Source organism: Chryseobacterium sp. HNCC26DJ241 (assembly GCF_057180505.1).
Map to the genome: position 1 here is coordinate 20982 of NZ_JBXUGL010000006.1, position 21611 is coordinate 42592.

At 33.2% G+C, this 21611-nt stretch carries 21 protein-coding genes; 12 read left to right on the forward strand and 9 right to left on the reverse strand.

The window, feature by feature from the left end; all coding sequences use genetic code 11:
• Positions 1 to 27: 27 nt before the first annotated feature.
• From AC2A1C_RS05275 to AC2A1C_RS05305, 7 genes are all read right to left on the reverse strand, one after another.
• Complete coding sequence (locus AC2A1C_RS05275; RefSeq protein WP_484024089.1) at positions 28 to 2721, reverse strand: hypothetical protein; 2694 nt, start codon at positions 2719 to 2721, stop codon at positions 28 to 30.
• A gap of 34 nt (positions 2722 to 2755) precedes the next feature.
• Positions 2756 to 3550 carry a DUF2797 domain-containing protein gene (locus tag AC2A1C_RS05280; protein ID WP_484024090.1) on the reverse strand — a complete coding sequence of 265 codons (795 nt, stop codon included), beginning with the start codon at positions 3548 to 3550 and terminating at the stop codon, positions 2756 to 2758.
• A 258-nt stretch (positions 3551 to 3808) separates the two neighbouring features.
• Positions 3809 to 4999 (reverse strand): DUF3570 domain-containing protein, encoded by a 1191-nt coding sequence (locus tag AC2A1C_RS05285; RefSeq protein ID WP_484024091.1) that lies wholly within the window; start codon positions 4997 to 4999, stop codon positions 3809 to 3811.
• Between the two features lie 35 nt (positions 5000 to 5034).
• A complete protein-coding gene (locus AC2A1C_RS05290) occupies positions 5035 to 5391 on the reverse strand; it encodes a DUF4266 domain-containing protein (RefSeq protein WP_484024093.1) in 357 nt (118 codons plus the stop codon).
• Positions 5388 to 6314 carry an FAD:protein FMN transferase gene (locus AC2A1C_RS05295; RefSeq protein ID WP_484024095.1) on the reverse strand — a complete coding sequence of 309 codons (927 nt, stop codon included), beginning with the start codon at positions 6312 to 6314 and terminating at the stop codon, positions 5388 to 5390. The genes AC2A1C_RS05290 and AC2A1C_RS05295 overlap by 4 nt, the downstream gene beginning before the upstream one ends.
• 3 nt (positions 6315 to 6317) lie before the next feature.
• Positions 6318 to 6761: a thioredoxin family protein gene (locus AC2A1C_RS05300; RefSeq protein WP_484024097.1), complete on the reverse strand. Its 444-nt coding sequence runs from the start codon at positions 6759 to 6761 to the stop codon at positions 6318 to 6320.
• Positions 6762 to 6818: 57 nt separating this feature from the next.
• Entirely contained in the window at positions 6819 to 7205 is a 387-nt protein-coding gene (locus AC2A1C_RS05305) for a hypothetical protein (RefSeq protein ID WP_484024220.1), read from the reverse strand.
• A gap of 336 nt (positions 7206 to 7541) precedes the next feature.
• On the opposite strand from AC2A1C_RS05305, the gene AC2A1C_RS05310 reads away from it, so the two are divergent.
• The 5 genes from AC2A1C_RS05310 (at position 7542) to AC2A1C_RS05330 (ending at position 13990) form a co-directional block, all read left to right on the forward strand.
• Complete coding sequence (locus AC2A1C_RS05310) at positions 7542 to 8564, forward strand: GDP-mannose 4,6-dehydratase (protein WP_484024098.1); 1023 nt, start codon at positions 7542 to 7544, stop codon at positions 8562 to 8564.
• Between the two features lie 151 nt (positions 8565 to 8715).
• The gene (locus AC2A1C_RS05315) at positions 8716 to 8937 is read left to right on the forward strand and encodes a DUF2795 domain-containing protein (protein WP_002662059.1); all 222 of its coding nucleotides are present in this window, start codon (positions 8716 to 8718) and stop codon (positions 8935 to 8937) included.
• Positions 8938 to 9065: 128 nt separating this feature from the next.
• On the forward strand, positions 9066 to 12137 hold the full coding sequence (gene secA, locus AC2A1C_RS05320; RefSeq protein ID WP_484024108.1) for a preprotein translocase subunit SecA: 3072 nt from the start codon (positions 9066 to 9068) through the stop codon (positions 12135 to 12137).
• Between the two features lie 291 nt (positions 12138 to 12428).
• Positions 12429 to 13403, forward strand: coding sequence for an ROK family protein (locus tag AC2A1C_RS05325; RefSeq protein WP_484024110.1), 975 nt, complete (start codon positions 12429 to 12431; stop codon positions 13401 to 13403).
• A gap of 461 nt (positions 13404 to 13864) precedes the next feature.
• Complete coding sequence (locus AC2A1C_RS05330; protein WP_484024111.1) at positions 13865 to 13990, forward strand: hypothetical protein; 126 nt, start codon at positions 13865 to 13867, stop codon at positions 13988 to 13990.
• Between the two features lie 332 nt (positions 13991 to 14322).
• Here AC2A1C_RS05330 and AC2A1C_RS05335 read toward each other — a convergent pair whose 3' ends face one another.
• Positions 14323 to 14847, reverse strand: a complete 525-nt coding sequence (locus AC2A1C_RS05335) for a 2'-5' RNA ligase family protein (protein WP_484024113.1) — start codon at positions 14845 to 14847, stop codon at positions 14323 to 14325.
• 50 nt (positions 14848 to 14897) lie between these two features.
• Entirely contained in the window at positions 14898 to 15749 is an 852-nt protein-coding gene (gene ypfJ, locus AC2A1C_RS05340; protein ID WP_484024114.1) for a KPN_02809 family neutral zinc metallopeptidase, read from the reverse strand.
• 131 nt (positions 15750 to 15880) lie between these two features.
• Here ypfJ and AC2A1C_RS05345 point away from each other — a divergent pair, with 131 nt between their 5' ends.
• From AC2A1C_RS05345 to AC2A1C_RS05375, 7 genes are all read left to right on the forward strand, one after another.
• Positions 15881 to 16381, forward strand: coding sequence for a M15 family metallopeptidase (locus AC2A1C_RS05345; protein ID WP_484024116.1), 501 nt, complete (start codon positions 15881 to 15883; stop codon positions 16379 to 16381).
• Positions 16382 to 16496: 115 nt separating this feature from the next.
• Positions 16497 to 17534: a patatin-like phospholipase family protein gene (locus AC2A1C_RS05350; protein ID WP_484024118.1), complete on the forward strand. Its 1038-nt coding sequence runs from the start codon at positions 16497 to 16499 to the stop codon at positions 17532 to 17534.
• A 173-nt stretch (positions 17535 to 17707) separates the two neighbouring features.
• Positions 17708 to 17878 carry a hypothetical protein gene (locus AC2A1C_RS05355; RefSeq protein WP_484024119.1) on the forward strand — a complete coding sequence of 57 codons (171 nt, stop codon included), beginning with the start codon at positions 17708 to 17710 and terminating at the stop codon, positions 17876 to 17878.
• Positions 17879 to 18133: 255 nt separating this feature from the next.
• The gene (locus tag AC2A1C_RS05360) at positions 18134 to 18706 is read left to right on the forward strand and encodes a DUF2589 domain-containing protein (protein WP_484024120.1); all 573 of its coding nucleotides are present in this window, start codon (positions 18134 to 18136) and stop codon (positions 18704 to 18706) included.
• Between the two features lie 77 nt (positions 18707 to 18783).
• Positions 18784 to 19485, forward strand: coding sequence for a hypothetical protein (locus tag AC2A1C_RS05365; RefSeq protein ID WP_484024121.1), 702 nt, complete (start codon positions 18784 to 18786; stop codon positions 19483 to 19485).
• A gap of 2 nt (positions 19486 to 19487) precedes the next feature.
• Complete coding sequence (locus tag AC2A1C_RS05370; RefSeq protein WP_484024123.1) at positions 19488 to 20042, forward strand: hypothetical protein; 555 nt, start codon at positions 19488 to 19490, stop codon at positions 20040 to 20042.
• Between the two features lie 303 nt (positions 20043 to 20345).
• A complete protein-coding gene (locus tag AC2A1C_RS05375) occupies positions 20346 to 21500 on the forward strand; it encodes a hypothetical protein (RefSeq protein WP_484024125.1) in 1155 nt (384 codons plus the stop codon).
• Positions 21501 to 21611 lie beyond the last annotated feature (111 nt).

A 21611-nucleotide genomic window follows, 5' to 3' on the forward strand; every position in this document is an offset into this window, starting at 1 on the left:
AACTATTAGTGGAGAAGAGGCAAGAAACTAGTTTTCGGTCTCTTCTTTTTTCTTGAATATCCTTTGAAAAATTTTCTTTTTTTCCTTTTTTTCAGACGGTTGTGTGATTTTTTTTGTTTCCTGCTTTATACCATTTTTGAGATCCCGTATTTCGCTTTTAGCATCCTGAACAGCATTTTTCACGTCTTTGGAAATAGCTTTTGCCTCTTTTATGGTGTTTTTTACTTTCTTTTCAGTCTTTTCAACGTTTTTTCCGATTAAGGTTTTTTTCAGTCCTTCCTCAATTCCTTTCCAGAAAAGATTAAAAAAAGATCGGGTAGGATTTCTTGGCACGTTGTCTACTGTTACACTTTCAGGGAAGTTTCCGGAATTGGTTTTTACAAAAATATTGGCTACTGCAGAAAGAATCTTGTTTTGTTTTCCGTCTTCTTTTAATATGGATACCTTCAGATCTTTATGCTTTAGATTAAAAGTTCCGTTTAAACCATTTTTATTTCCTTTAAAATTAAAATTTAAATTCTGGAAATTCCCTGTTGTACGAATTTTCAGGTAAGGTTCTACAAACGGATTGATTCTTGAAGCTGGAAGCGAAGAAATACTTCCGGAAATAGAAAACGCATCCGACATATTTGCCGTATTGAAATTCCATTTTACATTCATTGGGGAAACATCAAAAAATTTACAGTTTATTGATATCGGAACTTCAGTAGGTTTTCCTTTCATCTTTCCTGAATTCAGGTTTTTAGCATTCAGATTAAAATTAGAAAAAATGAGCTTTCCGGGGCCATCACTTTTTTTGGTATCTTCTTCATACTCCAGTACAGAATTTTTTAAATCCAGATTCTGAATGAACATTGGAAATTTAATTTTCCTCAATAATTCGGAATAAAGAGGTTTTATGGTAGGATCATCTTTTGGAAGTTTGCTTCGGAAGATATTGGCATTTGCGTTTTGAATGGTGACATTGGTTGCTTCCAGATATTTATTTTTGGAGAAAAGATCCCATTTTCCGGACATGGAAATTTGTGCGGCTTTTAGAGTATACAGATCTTTTTCCGTCGGAATCATTTTGATGAATTGTGCTCTGGAAACAGTTGGAAGCATACTAAACGTATTGATCTGAATTCCATTTTTATTAAGTTTAAGAAGACCAACAGACAGATCATAAAATTTCGTTTTGTACTTAAAATTCCGTGTCGTTGCAGAATAATTACCGAGATTGAAATCCAAACCATTTTTATCATTCTTTGGAGAGATTTCAATGGCGTTCAGATTCACATTCAAATCATTGAAAACGAGCGGTTGCTTTCCTTTATCAAAAACGATATTGGAATTTTTCACTATAACATTTTTTACTTTTACAGGAAACTGAATTCCTGAAAAATCGGATTTGTTTTTTTGTGGAGTTGAAGCCGGCTTTATAGTTCCGTTGAGTGCATTTGCAAAAATAGTTTCGATGTTGATATTCAGTTTATTGTCTTTGAAATTCCAATTGTCGATTTTGAAACTTAATTGTTCACCTGTCAGTTTTACATAGCTTTTTTGAGGATTATTGGAGATAGGATCAATGCTTATATTTTTTAATTCGCCATTTTTCGGATTTAAAGCAACAGCTTCTATTTTGAATTTTTGCTCCTGTGTGGAATAAAGAATTTCATTCCCCGAAATCAAAAAATCTGCATAAGCAAAAGGAATTTTTTCCTTTGAAGTTTCTTTGTCAAAGACGAATTTGTTAATGCTTACCTTAATGTTTTGCCCCTGAAATATGGTTTTTTCATCAATGCTTTTCATTTGGATGGTTGCATTGTTGAGAAGAATATCACCAAGATCAATCTCAAAATTATTTTCTTTTTTCTCCTTTTTTTGAGGCTTGGCATTAGTGGAATACATCAATAAGTTTGGATTCTGGAAAGTCATATTCGTAAGAGAAACTTTACGTTTTTCCAGATTGATATCCGTAAAATTCATTTCGTCGGCACCAAAACGGAACATGCTTTTTTTGTCAGGATAAAATTTTGCAAACTGAGCAGGTGAAAGCAACGGTTCAATCTGAAAATTTCTAACATCTATTTTTCCATTGACAGTAGTAATTTTTTGAGCTAAAATGGCATAAGCATTCTCCGGACGGAAATAAAAATGATCGCCGTTTATAATATATTTATCAAAAATAACAGGCAATTCATTATCAATAGATTCTTCCGGAATTTGCAGATTTTCAATTACCAAATTAAAATGATTTACGGAAAAATACTTTTGAAGGTTAGGCTTTAGAATGGTAATTTTTCCGTTGCGGATATCGATGTTTTCAACATTTACCGGATTTTGTTTTTTTCCGTTTTTTTTCTCTTTCGGAAAGGGGAGGGTAATGTTGAGATCTGGACTTGCCAAATACAAATGGTCTGAAGAAATCTGTTTACGAAACAGAGCATCAAAAATTCCAAAACGGGTAATTTTCAGGGAGTCAATAGAACCTTGTAATCCAATGACTTTGTGGTTTTTAGGGTTTTTATTGTTTACAGAAATTCCGATTGCAAGAATGTTTCCGGTTTCTACATCTACATTTAGAGATTTGTAATGGATAATATAATCGGTATTCTTTTTTAGATATTCGGGAAGTTTGTTTTTTATCCAAAAATTGAGTCCAAAGTTTGCGAGAAGTAGGACTGCAAGAAAAATTCCTGCAAAAATTATAAATCTTTTAAACCATTTGTTTTTTATCATCCGTGAAGAATTTCTCAAAAAACCGAAAAGAGAATTAGCTGATTTCCATTTCTATTACATATCCTTCATGTCCTCTTACATTTATAAATTTTCCACCTTCAAAATGAAGATATTGACCTTTAATCCCTTTCAAAACGCCTTCAAATTCAGGGTTTTTGTCGAGCGTAAATACATTTATTTTTTCGGGTGCAGTATAGGGAAAATCCAAACTAAAAATTTCTCCTTCCTCGTGATAGAACTGTGAAAAATCTGTAGGAAAATGTTCCTTGATTTTATTTCGGAAATCGATGAGATCCAATTCGCTTTCAAAATCATCCTGAAGCATTTTTTTATAATTGGTTTTGTCGGGAAGATGTTCTTTTAGAGCAACTTCTATCATTCCGGCTTCATATCGGTTTTCAGTTTTTGCAATAGGTAAAGCGAAAGTGGCACCCTGATCAATCCAACGTGTCGGTATCTGCGACACTCTTGTTACTCCTACTTTTACATCACCGGTATAAGCAAGATAGACAACGTGAGGCTGCAACTGAATTTCTTTTTCAACCTCCAAATTTCTTTCTTCAATTCCCAAATGTGCTGTGGAAAGTTCCGGACGAATAATGGTATCACTTGCATAAGGACTTTCAAAAAAACATTTTTTACAAAATCCCATTCTGTATATTTTCTCGTCACTGCCACAATTTACACATTGATAACCAGTGTGTTTTATGGATATTTTTTTTTCAAGAAGCTGATTTATATTAAGCAGATCTCCCGAAAGATTAAAATAATATTGAATAGGTTCCGCCAAAACGGTAGACATTTTTAAGATTTGTCCTTTGAAAAGCATTTTTTAAAATTTTATCTAAAGATAAAGATATATTGAATTTTCACCAACATATTTTTAAATAGCTTTTTTGTAGTAACGAATATCTTATTCGCAGCGAGTCATTTCAAACTTGCAACTATCAGCATATACAAATATTATACATGCTTATAGTAAGCAACTTACATTATCAAAACTCTCTTGCCATGAATTCCTCTTTTGCAGAGTTTTTTATTTCAAATCCTGTTTGTGGAAGAAAATTTTTTCAAATTTAAAATGATTTTATTTGAATCTCAAATTCAGGGAAATAATATCGGACTTCATTCCTACTGACTTTGTGTAATGTCCATATCTGATTTCTAACATATTCAGCCTTTCTACACCAAATAGACCGTTCTTCGGATTAATTCTGATTCCTGCTCCATAAAAATGACTGTCAAATTTAGAAAGATCATAATTACTCGTATAGAAATCTTCAAAAGCCGTATGTTGCTGATAAGGTGCAAAATATTTAACCGCAGTTTGCGAATAATAACGATAGAAAGGACTTACCGAAACAAAAGGAGAAACTTTCACAGGCGTTTCCAGACTGAAAGTATTGGATTTTAATCCCCAATCATCGGTATAATAACGATAATAAGCTCTTAAAATGACTTTATCTCCAAGAAAATAATTTGCTCGTACTCCCAAAGGAATTTTAAATCGTTTATCCGGCAATGCTTCCTGATGAACAGAATTATCAGTAAAATATACACGATGGAAGGGCAAACTTAAATATCCCGTCTGCTGAATACCATCCGCCAAAAATTCAACTTGAAAGTTCTGATTAATAATCTGAGAGTACGACAAGGATAGTGCAAAAGTATTTCTTCCGCTTGTTCCATAATTTTCGTGTTCGCCACCTGTACTTCCGTTGGTTCTCAGTTCAATCGGAGCAATCAGTTTTACCTGATCGATATATGCCTGAAATTTAGCAGTAAATTCTCCCATTTTGTTCGCAGTTTTCTGTGAAAACCCGATGTTTGCACCATAAGAGGTGTAATCGAACTCGAAAGAGGTAGAAACACCTGCCATCAAAGTTGTTCCTTTCTCAGTATTTTCACGACTCCAGCTGAAAGCGGGATAAATTCTGTTATCTGCGTGTGATGCTGATGAATTTGCCTTAAGATCAATCATATCCGAAGATGCGGAAGTATAATGATCGATCCCTACACTGAAGTTGAATTTATTTTTACGGTCTTTTTTATCGTATTTCACCATCGTCACATCGATAGTATTGGAAATATCTGTTAATTTTTCCGAGCCGACTCCGCCTGTAACGGCAGAATTGTTTCCGTCCTGTTTGTAGTAACTAGAAACTAAATTAGCTTCATCAAAAGTCAGCTTTTTTGGTTGTTCGTTATTGGTGTTTTCCTGTGCTTTTGTGTTAAAAATTCCGAAAAGAGCAATAACACTTATGATTATTTTTTTCATTTTAGATCAAATTAAATTTTATAATTCCTCTTTTCTTAATTACATCCGCAACCACCTCCAACTTTTCCGGCATTGGCTCCTGAAGATCCTTCTCTGTAAGATTGAAAGCTAAGTTCTGTTTTTTCAATCGTTCTGTTTCCAAGAACCATTTCGGCATCGTTGAGTTTATTTTTTTCGTATTCTTTTACGGTGGTGCAGGAATTCAGCAAAGGAATCGTACATAATGAGACAATAGCAACTGCTCTGTAAGGTAAGCGGCTGAATCTTCGCAGCCCGGCTTGAACGGAGCTCTTTTTGTGAGGAACGAGCAAAAAAGCGGGAGTGGAAGACGGTGAAAGCTGCCCAAATAAATTTTGAACGACATTTCTGGTATTTTTAATTGTATTTTTCATTTTAAGTTAATGTTTTGAGATGAATAGATTTTGTTCTGATCGTCAATAATGATGCATTCCAGATGATTGATCTGGTTGATCATATTGAGAGCCGCATCGATTCCCATAATACTGACGGGAGTCGCCATTGCGTCGGCAATTTCTGCATTGGGACAAAAAATCGTAACACTTTTAACACCCGAAACCGGCATTCCCGTTTTCGGATTAATGGTATGAGAATATTTTTTACCATTAATGATGACGAATTTCTCATAACTTCCCGAAGTTGCAACTGCCATATCTGTGATATTCATATAAGAAAACGGTTTTTTGGCATTGTCTGGATCGGCAATTCCTATTGTCCAGAGTTTTCCGTCCGCCTGATTTCCCCAAGTCGTTAAATCGCCTGAAGCGTTTACAATTCCGGAAGTAACACCTCTGTTTTGAAGCATTTGTTTAGCCATTTCTGCAGCATATCCTTTTCCGATTCCGCCGAAACCAATTCGCATTCCTTTTTCTTTGAGAAAAACGGTCTGATTTTCATGATTGAGAATAATATTCTTATAATTAACCAATTTTAGATGATTTTTAATCAGTTCGGGATTTGGAAGTTCTTTCATTTCACGGTCAAAATTCCAGAAACTTTTATCAATTCCGCCATAAGAAATGTCGAAATATCCGTCTGTTATTTTACTGATCCTGAGACTTCTTTCAATCAGATCAAAAATCTCCCGATCTACTTTTACAGGTTGTATCCCTGCATTTCTGTTGATGAGATTGGTCTGGCTTTCATCACTGAAGGTTGTCAGAAGTTTTTCGATTCTCCGGATTTCATCAATGGCAGTGTCAATATGACTGTAAGCGGATTTTTCATCGTCACTTACAACAGTAATTTCAAAAGCGTTCCCCATTAATTTTTGAGGTCTTTTGAATTCTTTTAGCATATTTTATTTTTGATTTTCTTTGATACTTCTTATCTCTTTACTAAAAGCCAATACATTTTGCGAAGGCAAACCTTCCCAGCTTTTCAGGATTTTACCTTCCGAATTCAGCAGTAATGTGTAAGGAAATAATCCTTTTTTATTATACTGATCAGCAAGTGAAGCGTTTTCTTTTTTCAGCTTTGGAGAGAGCTGATTTTTTTTGTTTCTTGGGAAATCTGCATTGATGTAAACGACTACATTTTCTGTTTCCAGCTTTTTGAATTCAGCAGTTTCAATAATGTTTTTATGAAACTTGATACACGGAATACACCAGTCTGAGCCCGAAAAATTCAATAAGATAAGTTTTTCATTTTCTGATGCTTGTTTTTTGGCATTTTCCAAACGGCTTTGTGCATGAATGCCAACAGCGAATACAACCATTAAAATGGCTGAAAATAGTGTTTTCATTATTCTGAAAATTAAATATAAATAATTGATGATTTTGATCTGTGAGTACGAATTAAATTATGAAAAATGAAGTCTTGGTGGTTCCCAAACGGAATTCAGAAAACCTTTATAGCAAAGATCCTCATCTTTGAAAGGAATTTTATGCAAAAAAATTGACTCGAAATTATTCATTATAAATTCAATGCTAAATTCCTGATTAATTGTAAAAATCAATGCCAAAGGTGCAGAATGAATAATAAATGGTAATCGTTGATTCTTACCATCATAATCTTTAACCGAATGATTATAATGCATTTTTAGAAACGCTGTTATTGACATTTCAGGATTATGCCCTTTGTGCTCCTTGTAATGCTCAATCAGTTCCGGAATTTTCAAAAACTGATACAATTCAGTTGTAGAAAGCAAATAAAGTGTCAATAATAATATGGAAACCAACTTTTTCACTATATCAAAGGTATAAATTCTTTTATTAAGAATGATTTTAAATAAGATAACCACCATTATGTATCATGAATCAAAAAAGAAAAAATTATTTTAACATAAATAAAGAATAGAGATCTGCTTATGATCAAATGTAACTATGCTAAAACTTTTAAAAATTTAAAACCAGAATATTAGCCGAAATTACTACCCTCAAAGTGGTTCAGTGCGTCAATCTAAAATAACCTCACTTAAAACGCACAACTTAAAAAATCCTGTAAACTAAAATTGTACAAAAGAATCTTGATTTCGGGATTTTTTTTGTTTAATTCTTATCTTCGCAGAATAAATCAAGGAACAATGAAATATCTTGTTACAGGAGGAAGTGGGTTTATAGGTTCACATCTAGTAGAAAGTTTATTGAAAAATGGACATTCTGTCATCAATATTGACAATTTTGATAACTTTTATGATTATAAAATAAAAATACGAAATACTCTCGAAAGTGTAGAAAAGCCGTTTGAATTTCACTTTAATGATAAGGAAACGGATATTCAGAAACTTATTATTGAGACGACTTCTAAAAATTATCAACTTTATTATCAGGACATTCGTGATATTGAAGGATTAAAAAAAGTTTTTGAAAATCATAAAATAGATGTAATTATTCATCTTGCCGCTTTAGCAGGTGTTCGTCCTTCGATAGAACGACCGCTTGAATATGAAGAAGTCAATATTAAGGGGACCATGAATCTTTGGGAACTTTGCAAAGAGTTTGGGATTAAAAAAATTGTTTGCGCCTCATCTTCAAGCGTTTATGGAAACAATGAAAAAGTTCCATTTTCCGAAACAGACAATGTAGACAATCCGATTTCGCCTTATGCTGCAACAAAAAAATGTGGCGAAATTTTAGGACATGTTTATCATCATCTCTATAAAATTGATATGATTCAGTTGCGGTTTTTTACTGTTTACGGGCCGAGACAAAGACCGGATCTTGCCATTCACAAATTCACGGATCTGATATCTGAAAACAAGGAAGTTCCCTTTTATGGAGACGGTTTTACAGCGAGAGATTACACGTATATAGACGATATTATCGATGGAATTTTAAAATCTATTCATTATGTTGAAACGCATGAAGATGTATATGAGATTATTAATTTAGGCGAAAATGAGGTAATCAGCCTTAATGAAATGCTCTATACTATTGAAGAAACGGTCGGCAAAAAAGCATTAAAAAATAAATTACCAATGCAGCCGGGAGATGTACAAAAAACCAATGCAGATATAACGAAAGCTAAAAAACTGATAAACTATCAACCTTCTACAAAATTCCAAAATGGCATAAAAAAATTTGTGGAATGGTTTTTGAGAAACTGATGACAAATTAAGCGATAGATGAGAAGTAGATGATTAAAATTCTGAAATGAAAAATTTGTATTGAAAATTTTGATAAAAAGAATTGAAAATCAGGACAAAAAAACTTTGAAATCTCATCTAAATTTTTACTTTTGCAAAAAAAAATAGAATTATGTACTGGACATTAGAATTAGCTTCATATTTAAGCGATGCACCTTGGCCAATGACCAAGGCTGAACTTATCGATTATGCTATCAGAACAGGTGCGCCAATGGAAGTTGTGGAAAATCTTCAGGCTATTGAAGATGAAGGAGAAATCTATGAATCTATTGAAGAAGTTTGGAGTGATTATCCTACAGACGAAGACTTCCTTTGGAATGAAGACGAATATTAATAAAAGCATTGAGCTTTAGGCATTGAGCTTAAAGCTTTTTTCACTTTTTTTGAATACCAAATTTACACGATAGGCGTGTTAATAAAAACGCTTAAAGCCATAAGGTTTTAAGTTTAAAGCAAAAATTTATGAGTTTTTTAAACAAAGTTCTCAAAGGTTTTTTAGGCGACAAAAATGCCAATGACCTGAAAGAAGTAAAAAAAGTTGTTACCAAAATTAAAGCAGTAGAACCAGCAATTAATCAATTGTCGGATGAAGGACTTAGAGAAAAAACTGCTGAATTCAAAGAAAAAATAAAATCATCTTCTGCTGATGTTACTTCTCAGATTAATCAGATTAGAGAATTAATTAGCTCAACATCAAATATTGATGAAAAAGAAGCTCTGTTTTCTAAAATAGAAGTCTTAAAGAAGGAAGCCTACGAACTTGAAGAAAAAGTACTAAACCAAATTCTTCCGGAAGCGTTTGCTTTAGTAAAGGAAACAGCGAGAAGACTTGCTCAAAACGGAGAAATTCGAGTTAAGGCAACAGAAATGGACAGAGAATTAGCTTCAACTAAAGATTTCGTTCATATTGAAGGAGATACAGCTATTTGGAAAAATTCTTGGGACGCAGCTGGTACAGCTGTAACTTGGGATATGGTTCATTATGATACTCAGTTTATTGGTGGTGTCGTTCTTCACTCCGGAAAAATCGCAGAAATGGCAACCGGAGAAGGTAAAACTTTAGTTGGGACTTTGCCTATTTATCTTAATGCACTTCCGGGAAGAGGAGTTCATGTAGTTACAGTGAATGATTATCTTGCAAAAAGAGACTCCGCTTGGATGGGACCTTTGTATCAGTTTCATGGATTAAGCATTGATTGTATTGATAATCATCAGCCAAATTCTGATTCAAGAAGGAGAGCCTACAATTCTGATATTACCTACGGAACAAACAATGAATTCGGTTTCGATTATTTGAGAGATAATATGGTAACTTCTCCTGAAGAATTGGTTCAGAGAGAACTGAATTTTGCAATTGTAGATGAGGTAGACTCAGTTTTAATTGATGATGCAAGAACTCCGCTCATTATTTCAGGGCCTGTTCCTCAAGGTGATAGACAAGAGTTTGATGTTTTGAAACCTTCAGTGGATAGAATTGTTGAAGTTCAAAAGAAAACAGTTTCAGCAATTTTCAATGAGGCGAAAAAATTAATTACTGCCGGAAATACAAAAGAAGGCGGATTCAAACTTCTACAATCATATAGAGGGCTTCCAAAAAATCGCCAGCTTATAAAATTCCTTTCCGAAAGTGGAAATCGTGCATTGCTTCAGAAAGTAGAAGCACAATATATGCAGGATAACAATCGTGATATGCCGATTGTAGATAAAGATTTGTATTTCGTAATCGACGAAAAAAATAATCAAGTAGATCTTACCGATAAAGGTGTAGAATATATGTCTCAGGGAAATTCTGATCCTAATTTCTTCGTACTTCAGGATATCGGAACTGAGATTGCAGAACTTGAAGCAAAAAATCTCGGAAAAGAAGAAGAGTTTGCTGAAAAAGAAAGACTTTTTGCTGATTTTGCTGAAAAATCAGAACGTGTCCACACCATGAATCAGCTTTTAAAAGCATATACATTATTTGAAAAAGATGATGAATATGTAGTAATGGATGGTGAAGTAAAAATCGTGGACGAACAAACCGGTCGTATTATGGAAGGTCGTCGTTATTCAGACGGACTTCACCAAGCAATCGAAGCTAAAGAAAATGTAAAGATTGAAGCAGCGACACAAACATTTGCTACGATTACTTTGCAGAATTACTTCCGTATGTACAACAAACTTGCAGGAATGACGGGTACTGCGGAAACAGAAGCAGGAGAATTCTGGCAAATTTATAAATTGGATGTTGTGGTCATTCCTACCAACAGACCAATTCAAAGAAACGACAGACAAGATTTGGTTTACAAAACCAATCGTGAAAAATACAACGCAGTAATTGAAGAAATTGAAAATCTGACTTCACAAGGAAGACCTGTTTTGGTGGGTACAACTTCTGTAGAAATTTCGCAATTACTTTCCAGAGCATTGCAATTAAGAAAAATCCAGCATCAGGTTCTGAATGCAAAACTTCACAAAAAAGAAGCAGAAATTGTAGCAGAAGCAGGAAGACCTGGAGTGGTAACCATTGCTACCAATATGGCGGGTCGTGGTACCGATATTAAATTGAGAGAAGGCGTAAAAGATGCAGGTGGATTAGCAATTATTGGTACAGAAAGACATGATTCCAGACGTGTAGACAGACAGCTTCGTGGTAGAGCAGGAAGACAGGGAGATCCGGGAAGTTCACAATTTTATGTTTCTTTGGAAGATAATCTGATGCGTCTTTTCGGTTCTGAAAGAATTGCAAAAATGATGGACAGAATGGGTCATAAAGAAGGTGAAGTTATTCAGCATTCCATGATTACGAAGTCCATTGAAAGAGCTCAGAAAAAAGTTGAGGAAAACAATTTCGGAATCAGAAAAAGACTTTTGGAATATGATGATGTAATGAACAAACAACGTGACGTTATCTACAAAAGAAGAAAAAATGCGCTTTTCGGAGATCATTTGAAGTACGATATTGCCAATATGATTTATGATGTAGCTCATTCTATCGTGAATAAAGCTAAAATAGAAGGCGATTACAAAGATTTTGAATACGAAATCATTAAAAACTTTACAATGGCTTCTCCTATTTCTGAAAGTGATTTTAAAACAAAACCAGTTCAGGAATTAACCAATAGTGTTTTCAAAGCTGCTCAGGACGATTATCAGATGAAACTGAACCTGATGAAAGAAAAAGCGTTTCCAATTATTGAAAATGTGTATAAAAATCAGGGGCAAATGTTCAAAATGATTCAAGTTCCTTTTACAGATGGGCACAAAACAATGACCATTGTTACAAATCTTGAAAAAGCTCATGAAACTCAATGTGAAAGTTTGATTAATGATTATGAGAAAAATATCACTTTAGCTATCATTGATGAAAACTGGAAACAGCATTTAAGAGAAATGGACGATTTGAGACGTTCTTCGCAAGGAGCTGTATATGAACAAAAAGATCCATTGGTAATTTACAAACAAGAATCTTTTTATCTTTTCAGTGAAATGGTCGATAAAATGAACAAAGAAATTATTTCTTTCCTTTATAGAGGAGAAATACCGGCCTAATAAATTTGATAAATTAAAAGCAGTTCCAAAATTAAAGAACTGCTTTTTTTATTTAATTTGATGAAATACTAAAGAATAATCTTATAAGCAATTCAAAAATTTCTTCTTAAAGTTTTTTATATTATTGAATTTGCGATTTAGATGCAGTAGGAATATACAAATACAGATAAAGAAAGTATCTGATCAAATTGAAATAATTTGTAAAAAACTGATTTTTAGCAGTTTAAATTTTCGACAGATTTTTCGTTTAATATTAATTTTTTATTAAATTTAGGAACTCAAATAAACATAATGTCATTAGTCGATTTGTCAAAACAAGTAGCTTTAGGAATAGACATTGGCGGGACGAATACAAAGTTCGGACTAGTCAATCATCGAGGAGAAATTCTTGATAAGGGTAGCATCAAAACAGATGAATACGAAAAGGTTGAAGATTTTATTGATGCCTTATATGCAAAAATTGCCCCTTTAATTAATAAGCATTGCAGTAAAAAAAATTTTGATGGAATTGGTGTCGGAGCGCCCAATGCAAATTATTATCGTGGTACAATAGAACATGCCCCAAATTTAAAATGGAAAGGAATAGTTCCTTTTTCGGAATTAATGTCCAAAAAATTTGGTGTTCCTTGTAAGATGACAAACGATGCTAATGCAGCAGCACTTGGAGAAATGATGTTTGGCGCAGCAAGAGGAATGAAAGATTTTATTATGATCACCCTTGGAACAGGTGTGGGAAGCGGAATAGTTTCTAATGGACAATTGGTTTATGGACATGATGGTTTTGCAGGAGAATTAGGACACACAGTTGTAAAACCAGGAGGAAGAAAACACTGGAGTACGGGTTCAGAAGGTAGTTTGGAAGCTTATGCTTCAGCTACGGGAATTTCCATTACTGCCAAAAAATTTCGTGCAGAATTTCCGGAATCTATGCTCAATCAATATCCTGAAGAAGAAATTAATTCAAAAACAGTTCACGAATGTGCTAAAAAAGGAGATCCAACCGCTATTGAAGTGTTTCGTTATACAGGACAAAAATTAGGTGAAGCATTAGCCAATTTTGTGATGTTCTCATCACCGGAAGCCATTCTCTTATTTGGAGGAGTCATCAAAGCGGGAGAATTTCTTTTAAAGCCTACAAAACTTCACATGGAAAGGAATCTTCTTCCGATATTTAGAGGAAAGGTAAAACTAGTTTTTAGTGAACTAGATGAAGCGGATGCTGCTATTCTTGGTGCTAGTGCACTGGTTTGGGAGAATAAGAAATAAAGTTAAGAACGTCTGAGAAGATATATTTTTGATTGGAAATTAATTTTGCCTTTATTCAGCATAATACTAGAAAAATGTTAGTAAAATATTTTGTAAGTTTTGTGAATAAAGAGATAGGATAAAGTTTTATGAACCGTGTTTCATAAAACTTTATCTTTTCCTGAAAAATGGTAAAAAAGCGATGTTGATCTTGCAAAAGTTTAGATGTAACTGGTTGGGAAAAAAGGAACAATAAGCAATGATTTAAGTGTAAGAATTGTGGATTATTGTTTACCTGCAACTGCCCTGAAAAAAAATTAAAAATAGTTTGGTTTGGTTTAAAAAATGGACATTAGAAAGACAAACCCATAAAACACTTTTAAGAGACAGTGGTTGTCCAAAAGAGACGCATCAAAGGACTTTTTATTCATTTTGGAACAGTCCATAGATTAAATTATCAAAGGGAAAAGGTAAATCTAAGAATGTATACTATCTATTTTTCTAAATCCTGTCCGTTTGTCTATCAGGATGATCATGACGGCTATACACAATTGATTCACTTTTCAGATGATGAGTATTATGAGGAAGTTAAAAATGTCATATCTTAAAAATAACTTAGATTTACACAGAGGCTTAACCATTAAGAATAGGATAAATTTCATTAAATGGTATATTTATTTTTCAAATGAGAAATAGATTTTTTAGCCATTTTGCTTGCCAAAGAATATAAAAAAGGACGACTTTTAAGATCGTCCTCGTTCTTCGTATAAGCATTAATCTTATTGCTGGTTGGTTGCTCCTCAGTAGAGCCAATTTCCTCTTTGGATTAATACATGAAATATAATAAACTTTTTTCTAAATAATCCAAGTAAGTCATTACCTATAAATGAAACTATGAGAAAAGGGAAGAAAATATCATTATTTTTGGTGGCCAAATAGATTACAATAATATTTTCTCCCCAATCAAATTCCATTTTCCATTAAAATGCTTATAAAGTCCGACAGTTCTTATTTCAAATGAAGTATTGAAAATAACATTTTTATATTCATTCCAAGCTTTTTCAAAATTTGCAAAAGAAAGATCCCGATAAGCAACGGTAAGATGTGGATTAAATCTTTCAGGATAATTGAATGGCATTCCATTTTTGATCTCCATATACAATTTTTCCAGATTAAAATGAGGTTTGGGCTGAATGAAAATAACAGGATGTTTTTTATTAGGAAAACAATCAAAACCGTCAAGAATTATTTCAAATTTTGGAGCTTCTAAATGTATTTTCTTAAACCTTCCAATAACTTCACTTTCATTGATTTCATCATATTTAAAAGGTGGGATTATCGTAATATGCGGAAAATTTTTAAACGCTTTTTCAGAATTAAATCTATCTGCAAAATCCTTTTGAATCAAACGAATTTTTTCGCTCAATTCACAACTGGGAACAATGGCTACAAAATATAAACTCATAAAAAATTCATCCTGAACTTCAAGATGGAATTTACGATATTTTGCTTAAATTATCTTAATAATTGATTGAAAGTATCACCTTGTCTTATATCACCAGTGTTATATCCTTTCATAAACCATTCTTTTCTTTGAGCCGAAGTTCCGTGTGTAAAACTTTCCTGATTTACATATCCTTGCGCACGTTTCTGAATATTATCGTCTCCAACAGCTTCTGCAGCTGAAATGGCAGACTCTATATCTCCCGGTTCAAGGATTTTTTCACGATTGTCGGTCTGTTTTGCCCAAACTCCTGCATAAAAATCGGCTTGAAGTTCTGTTGCTACAGAAACTCTGTTTATTTCAGCTTCAGAATATCTTCCGCTTTGTCTCAGCTGATCTACTTTTTGTGTTGTTCCTAAAAGTGTCTGGATGTGATGGCCGTATTCATGTCCTAAAACATAGGCAATTGAAAACTCTGTAACCTGTGCTCCGAAACGTTGCTGCAATTCTTTAAAAAAACTCATATCCATATAAATGGTTTGGTCGGCAGGACAATAGAAAGGACCCATTGAAGATTGTGCAGTTCCACAACCGGATTGTGTAACACTTTCAAAAATAACCACTTTTGCAGGACGGAAATTCATTCCGTTTTCGGCAAAAACTTTATTCCAAGTTTGTTCATTTTCGGCGGTTACCATTTGTACAAATTCTCGAACTTTCAATTCGTTTGCACTCAAATCTCTTTGTTCAGTTGTGGAGCCTGAACTCACACCCGAAGAAAGAATGGAAGATGGATCACCTCCTAAAAAAAATATAATTGCCACGATAATAAGAGTGCCCAGTCCGCCTCCTACAAGCATACCTCCACCTCCTGATCCTCGTCTGTCTTCTACATTACCACTTCTGTCTTCTGTCCATTTCATAAAAATAAAATTTTGATAAAAGTACAAAAACTAATAATTCCTTAAAAAATATTTTCTCTTCAATTTTATTTTAATGCGTCAATTTCTGTCGTATCCGGTACATACATTTGCTTCATAAAAATTCTAAAATTATGGATAAAATAACTGTACAAAGGATCGAAAAGCTCCATCCTTTGGTAAGAGAAGAAGTAAAAAAAATTATTGAAGAATGTGATCTTGCACTTACAGGTCGTGCAAAAATAAGAATTACGCAAGGATTGAGAACCTTCAAAGAACAAGATGATCTTTATTCACTTGGAAGAACAAAACCCGGTAAAAAAGTGACCAATGCAAAAGCGGGACAAAGCATTCATAATTACGGACTTGCGGTAGACATTTGTTTAGTAATTGATGGTAAAGTAATAAGTTGGGATACAGCAAAAGATTGGGATAATGACCGAATTGCCGATTGGTATGAATGCGTGAAAATTTTTGCAAAATACAGCTGGGATTGGGGTGGAAACTGGAAAACCTTCAAAGATCTTCCTCATTTTGAAAAGAAAAGCCTTAAAACTAAAAACGGAGAACTAAAAACATTGTGGCGAAATCTTATGAAACTTCCGAAAGATAAGGAAGGATATGTTTTTATATAATTTATTGTTATAAAATGCCAAATTTCTTTTGATTTTTTTCTCAAATTTTTTTTAATGCGCCAACTTCTGTCGCTTCCTCCATCTACATTTGTTTTAAAGATAACACTCAAAAACAATGAAAAAGATTACAATACTTTCGTTGGATGGAGGAGGAATCCGGGGAATTATTTCCTGCATTATCCTTCGCTATATTGAAGAACAACTTCAGAAACACCACAATCCGGATGCAAAATTAGGAGATTATTTTGATATGATTGCAGGAAGCAGTACTGGCGGACTTATCACATCAATTCTTCTTTATCCGGACGAAAACAGAAAAGCAAAATATTCCATCCAAAAAGGATTGGAGCTTTACTCTGAAAAAGGAGGAGATATTTTTCAGGTTTCTTTCTGGGAAAAATTGATTAACCCTTTCGGTTTATTCAATGAAAAAATCTCAGAAGAAGCACTGGAAAAAAACCTGAATGAATTTTTCGGAAAGCTGGAGCTAAAAGAACTAATCAAGCCTTGTCTTATTACAAGTTATGATATTGAAAATCGTAGAGCAAAACTTTTTAATTCTATTGAAGCAAAACTAAATACGGATAATTTTCTGGTAAAAGATGTTTGTCGTGCTACTTCTGCAGCACCCACATATTTTAGTCCGGCTCGGATTACCTCTATGTACGGACAGGTTTTTGGTTTAATTGATGGAGGAATGTTTGCTAATAATCCATCACTTTGTGCTTATGCAGAAGCCAGAAAAATGCCTTTTGCAGAAATTTTCAAAAATTCTTCAAAACCTAATTATCCTTCTGTAAATGATATGATTATGATTTCTATCGGAACCGGTGCAGAATCTAAGACATACCATTACAATAAATTGGTAAAAGCAGGAAAAATTGGTTGGGTCTCTCCAATTATTGATATTTTGATGTCTTCCAATGCAGAAACTGTTGATTATCAGCTTTGTCAAATGTTTCAAACTTTAGGACAAAGAAATCAGAAAAACTATTACAGAATCAATCCTTCGCTTAAAAACGCTTCGCCTTCAATGGATAATGTGAAGGAAAGCAATATCCGCGAATTAATTCAAGCAGGACTTCATTATATCGACGAGAATAAGGAAATCCTGAACCAAATTGTACAAAAACTCATCAAAAACAAAATTTAATTTTTTCTACATACAACAAAAAAATGTGAATAAATTATTTTTAAAACGACAAGTTTTGGCGTCATCTGAATTTATTTTTGGATTATAATTTAAAAACAAAAGCAATGTTTTTATGCATCTTAAATGATAAAAGTTTACCAAAAAAAACAAAATAACAATCTAAAAAATAAAATATGGAAACAAAGAATACACAAAATGATTTCGTCTTTGATGAAGATTTATATACCTTCAACTGGGATGATATAGAAAATGTAGAAATGGATTATGATTTCTATCTTGATGAGATCGAAAATTTTTTCAAAGAAGATTTTGAAAACGATATCATTGATAATGAAATTTTATAATTAAAGTGAAAAAATTTTTTATTGCGTCAAGTTTTGTCGCCCTCTGAAATTATCTTTGTAATAAGAAAAATAACCAAGAACTAATAACCAAAACTTCCGTTTAGTTTTTTAATAACAACCAAAAATTTTAACAATTATTTGATTTTCAGTTTCTAAAAATTACTGAACAGGATGTTTTATGACTTGATTTGGGTATTTGATTGCTAGCAACACCAAATATTATCAATTATTTATTAACCTTTTAAAATTACAATTATGCCAAATTTAGTACAAGAATTAAACAGTTTAGATTTCAGCGTTTACATTGGTGGTCCTTTGCAAGCAGCTGTAAAAGCACAACATGATGCTTCCATTTCTCAAGTAAATTTCATTAAGGAAGTAGGTTTTGAAGATCCAGATTCATCCGGAAACAGACCTTTGAGATATGTTGATTTCAATTACACAAAATCAGTTCCAAACCCGGATTATCCTACAAGTGGAGGACAACCTTTTAACGAATCTGAAGTAAATCTGAAGGTTCCATTCCTCACAATGCTTACAATTCCGGCTTTGAGAATTGACGAAATTACCATTGATTTCAACGCAAAGTTGAATTCTGTTGAGACTCAGAATATTTCAAGCGAGTTTGCCGGAAGTGCATCTATCAGTGCATCTTTTTGGAAAGTAAAATTCAATGCGACTGCTTCTTACAAAAAGACAACATCTAGTACTTCTACTACAGAAAGAACGTATACTTTAGGTGTACATGTAAGAGCTGTAAATGATGAATTACCTGCAGGTCTTGGAAGAATCCTTGATATGTTAGAAGATAGCATTGCGTCTGTTTAATTAATCCATTTTTCAGGATGGCTGCATTTGTGGCCATCCTTTTCAAACTTTTTATTAACAATTTAAAATTTTATATCATGCCAAAATTAAATGAATATTTAGGAGGTCTATTTTCAGAAATCACTTCTGCCAGAAGATTGGCAGATTTACAAACGGTGCAGATTGCACAAGAATATGCACAGAATGATTTGCTCAAGCATTTTTCTATTCCAAGGATGAGAATTGGCAATGTGGATCTCACGATTCCTGTTGCAAAGGCGGGTTCTGGTAATGTAAAAATGAAATTTAAAGAATATACTTATGACGAGATTGTTAAAGTTGCTCAAAGCGATTATAATGCAGCAGATCAGGAAAATGATAATTATTTGAAGTCTTTTCTTCAGGAAAAAGAATATGCTTATGATAAAAGGATGTTGGAAATTAATCAATATCTACCAAATACACCAGATATATATGATTCTCTTTTAAATGAATTTGCCTATGATTTATCAAAATATATTCTTGAGTTTTGCTTAACCTTAGGTAATTTCTATTGGAAGGTTACACCCCAAGATGTATTTATGCAAAGAATTCAAGATAGAATTATAAGAGAGACGAAAGCGCCTGCATCGGAAGTAATTACAGGAGATCAGGAAGTAATAGTAGAAGCAAGCAAGCTGATGGAACTGAATCCGCAATGCATCACTTACATTAAAATGAATGTAACGGAAGCCGGAATGGAATGGTCCCGATATGAAAATATGAATGGCGAAATTGTAGAAACCTTAATGCCGGAATAATCATGAAAAAGTCAAAATACATTCTTGTAAAACAATTAAAAGAGAGACTTTTGGAATTTCCTACCATTGTTTCTTCTCTTGAAAAAAAAGATCCGGCTTTCCTCGAAAAAATAATGGTTTGGCTAAAAATAATTGAAGAAATTTTTACAACCTACAATATCAGTGAAATTTCTGAAATTGCCGGATACAGAAGCAAAATCCTTACAGCAAAATTTTCCGAAGAAAGAGGAGCAAACAGTAAAAAAAATCAAATAAAAGCTGCAGCAGGATTATTATATGAAGCGCAAAATACGGTTTTAAATATTTTAATGCCGCACGAACAAAGACTGAATGAATGCAGAGAGCTTGTTAATCAGCTTTTACTGTTAGTCGCACAAACCAAAACCCAGAAATATAACAAGAAAATACGTTTTGAAAATTTTGTGAAAAAAGTCTGGCATTTTATTTCATCGGATGAAAACTTAAAACCTGGTGGAATAAAGCTGAAATCACAACTCTCGGAAACGGATATTATCATGCTCATGGCCGAAGAAATAGAGCTAAAAGACTTTTCTTAAATCTAAAAATAACTCAATTTTTTTGAGTTATTTTTTTTAATACGTCAAGTTTTGACGCTTCCGACTTGGATATTTGCCTCATGAATATGATGAACGCTTTTAAAGCAAAAGGTGGATATCCATTTAGCCGGACACCACCTTAAAAAATACGACTAAAACCTGAAGTTATTCTACTAAAAAGAACCTTCAAAATTTTAATTTTTAATAGCAAACAAAAATACCAAAATGAAAATAGAAAAAGAAAATCTTAAACAATTATTTGATGACAACATAAAACCAACAGGAATTGATTTTGCTAACTGGATGGATTCTTATTGGCATAAGACAGATTCACAAGATATAATTCCTGCAGATAGGCTAGATTTATCCTCAAAAGCAGATTTAATTGATGGAAAAGTTCCAGCATCTCAATTACCGAGTTATGTGGATGATGTTTTGGAGTTTACAAATCTAGCTTCTTTTCCAACAACTGGGGAAACAGGTAAGATTTATGTAGCATTAGATACTAACAAACTCTATCGTTGGAGTGGAACCAAGTATATTGACATAACGCAAAACGTAGGAACAAGTAATTCTACAAACGAACTTACCAACAGTTATTTACCAAAATGGAACGCAACAGGTAATAAATTTGTAAATTCAATAATTCAAGATGATGGAACTAAAGTTGGAATAGGTGTAACACCAAATACAACTACTAATTCAGCCCAATTAAACTTTAAAGCGACTGATAGAAAAGTAATGAATATTCCTAAAACATCTTTTTTAAGTAGTTACACTAATGGTGCTCCAAATAATAATCAACAAAGTGGAGACGTATATAGTAACGGAGACAATTTGTTTTGGATAAGAGGTAATGATAAGTGGAAAAAATTAGTTGGGTTTGATGTCGATTATATCTGTCAATTACCTACGGATTTTAATTCATTAAAAACGCCTTATTCTGATTCTGCTACAAACGCTAACTTTGACATCTTAGATAAGTATGGCTTTGCTACTATATGGACATCTGATTATTTGTATGGAAGTACCTTATTAACAGCTAAACCATCAACCTTAAATGCAGATTCAAGAATGTATGAAGGGGTTTTGACCAATATTAATTTGGGAATGTATTGGTATAACGGTTCTGTTCAGCAGTATCAAGATATAAAAGGTAATTTATTTTTAAGAGGAGTTAATGGTTGGGCTGGTTATGGAGAAACCGATTGGAAGAAAGTAGTTACAGACAATAATAACAAATCTACAACCATAGGCTCAGAAACTAATTATCCTTGTGCTAAACTAGCTATAGATTCTACTACAAGAGGGCTTCTATTACCTAGGATGACAAAAGCACAAAGAAACGCTATTGCAACACCAGTTGCAGGATTGGCTGTTTTCCAAACGGATAACACTCCCGGTCTTAGAGTTTACAATGGCTCCAATTGGGTAAAATATACTGAAACCATAGATTAAAATAATTAAAATTTTAAAAAGATAATTTAAAACACGACGAGTTTTGTCGCATTAGCGATTGATCTTCGTCATAGAAACACAAATCATGAAACGCAAAAATTTTAAGCCCGG

Coding starts and splice junctions, on each gene's coding strand:
- AC2A1C_RS05370 (WP_484024123.1), top strand. CDS start 19,488: ATGAAAAAGTCAAAATACATTCTTGTAAAACAATTAAAAGAGAGACTT.
- AC2A1C_RS05275 (WP_484024089.1), bottom strand. CDS start 2,721: ATGATAAAAAACAAATGGTTTAAAAGATTTATAATTTTTGCAGGAATT.
- ypfJ (WP_484024114.1), bottom strand. CDS start 15,749: ATGAAATGGACAGAAGACAGAAGTGGTAATGTAGAAGACAGACGAGGA.
- AC2A1C_RS05280 (WP_484024090.1), bottom strand. CDS start 3,550: ATGCTTTTCAAAGGACAAATCTTAAAAATGTCTACCGTTTTGGCGGAA.
- AC2A1C_RS05375 (WP_484024125.1), top strand. CDS start 20,346: ATGGATTCTTATTGGCATAAGACAGATTCACAAGATATAATTCCTGCA.
- AC2A1C_RS05355 (WP_484024119.1), top strand. CDS start 17,708: ATGGAAACAAAGAATACACAAAATGATTTCGTCTTTGATGAAGATTTA.
- AC2A1C_RS05300 (WP_484024097.1), bottom strand. CDS start 6,761: ATGAAAACACTATTTTCAGCCATTTTAATGGTTGTATTCGCTGTTGGC.
- secA (WP_484024108.1), top strand. CDS start 9,066: ATGAGTTTTTTAAACAAAGTTCTCAAAGGTTTTTTAGGCGACAAAAAT.
- AC2A1C_RS05310 (WP_484024098.1), top strand. CDS start 7,542: ATGAAATATCTTGTTACAGGAGGAAGTGGGTTTATAGGTTCACATCTA.
- AC2A1C_RS05315 (WP_002662059.1), top strand. CDS start 8,716: ATGTACTGGACATTAGAATTAGCTTCATATTTAAGCGATGCACCTTGG.
- AC2A1C_RS05345 (WP_484024116.1), top strand. CDS start 15,881: ATGGATAAAATAACTGTACAAAGGATCGAAAAGCTCCATCCTTTGGTA.
- AC2A1C_RS05350 (WP_484024118.1), top strand. CDS start 16,497: ATGAAAAAGATTACAATACTTTCGTTGGATGGAGGAGGAATCCGGGGA.
- AC2A1C_RS05290 (WP_484024093.1), bottom strand. CDS start 5,391: ATGAAAAATACAATTAAAAATACCAGAAATGTCGTTCAAAATTTATTT.
- AC2A1C_RS05330 (WP_484024111.1), top strand. CDS start 13,865: ATGTATACTATCTATTTTTCTAAATCCTGTCCGTTTGTCTATCAGGAT.
- AC2A1C_RS05285 (WP_484024091.1), bottom strand. CDS start 4,999: ATGAAAAAAATAATCATAAGTGTTATTGCTCTTTTCGGAATTTTTAAC.
- AC2A1C_RS05335 (WP_484024113.1), bottom strand. CDS start 14,847: ATGAGTTTATATTTTGTAGCCATTGTTCCCAGTTGTGAATTGAGCGAA.
- AC2A1C_RS05360 (WP_484024120.1), top strand. CDS start 18,134: ATGCCAAATTTAGTACAAGAATTAAACAGTTTAGATTTCAGCGTTTAC.
- AC2A1C_RS05325 (WP_484024110.1), top strand. CDS start 12,429: ATGTCATTAGTCGATTTGTCAAAACAAGTAGCTTTAGGAATAGACATT.
- AC2A1C_RS05295 (WP_484024095.1), bottom strand. CDS start 6,314: ATGCTAAAAGAATTCAAAAGACCTCAAAAATTAATGGGGAACGCTTTT.
- AC2A1C_RS05365 (WP_484024121.1), top strand. CDS start 18,784: ATGCCAAAATTAAATGAATATTTAGGAGGTCTATTTTCAGAAATCACT.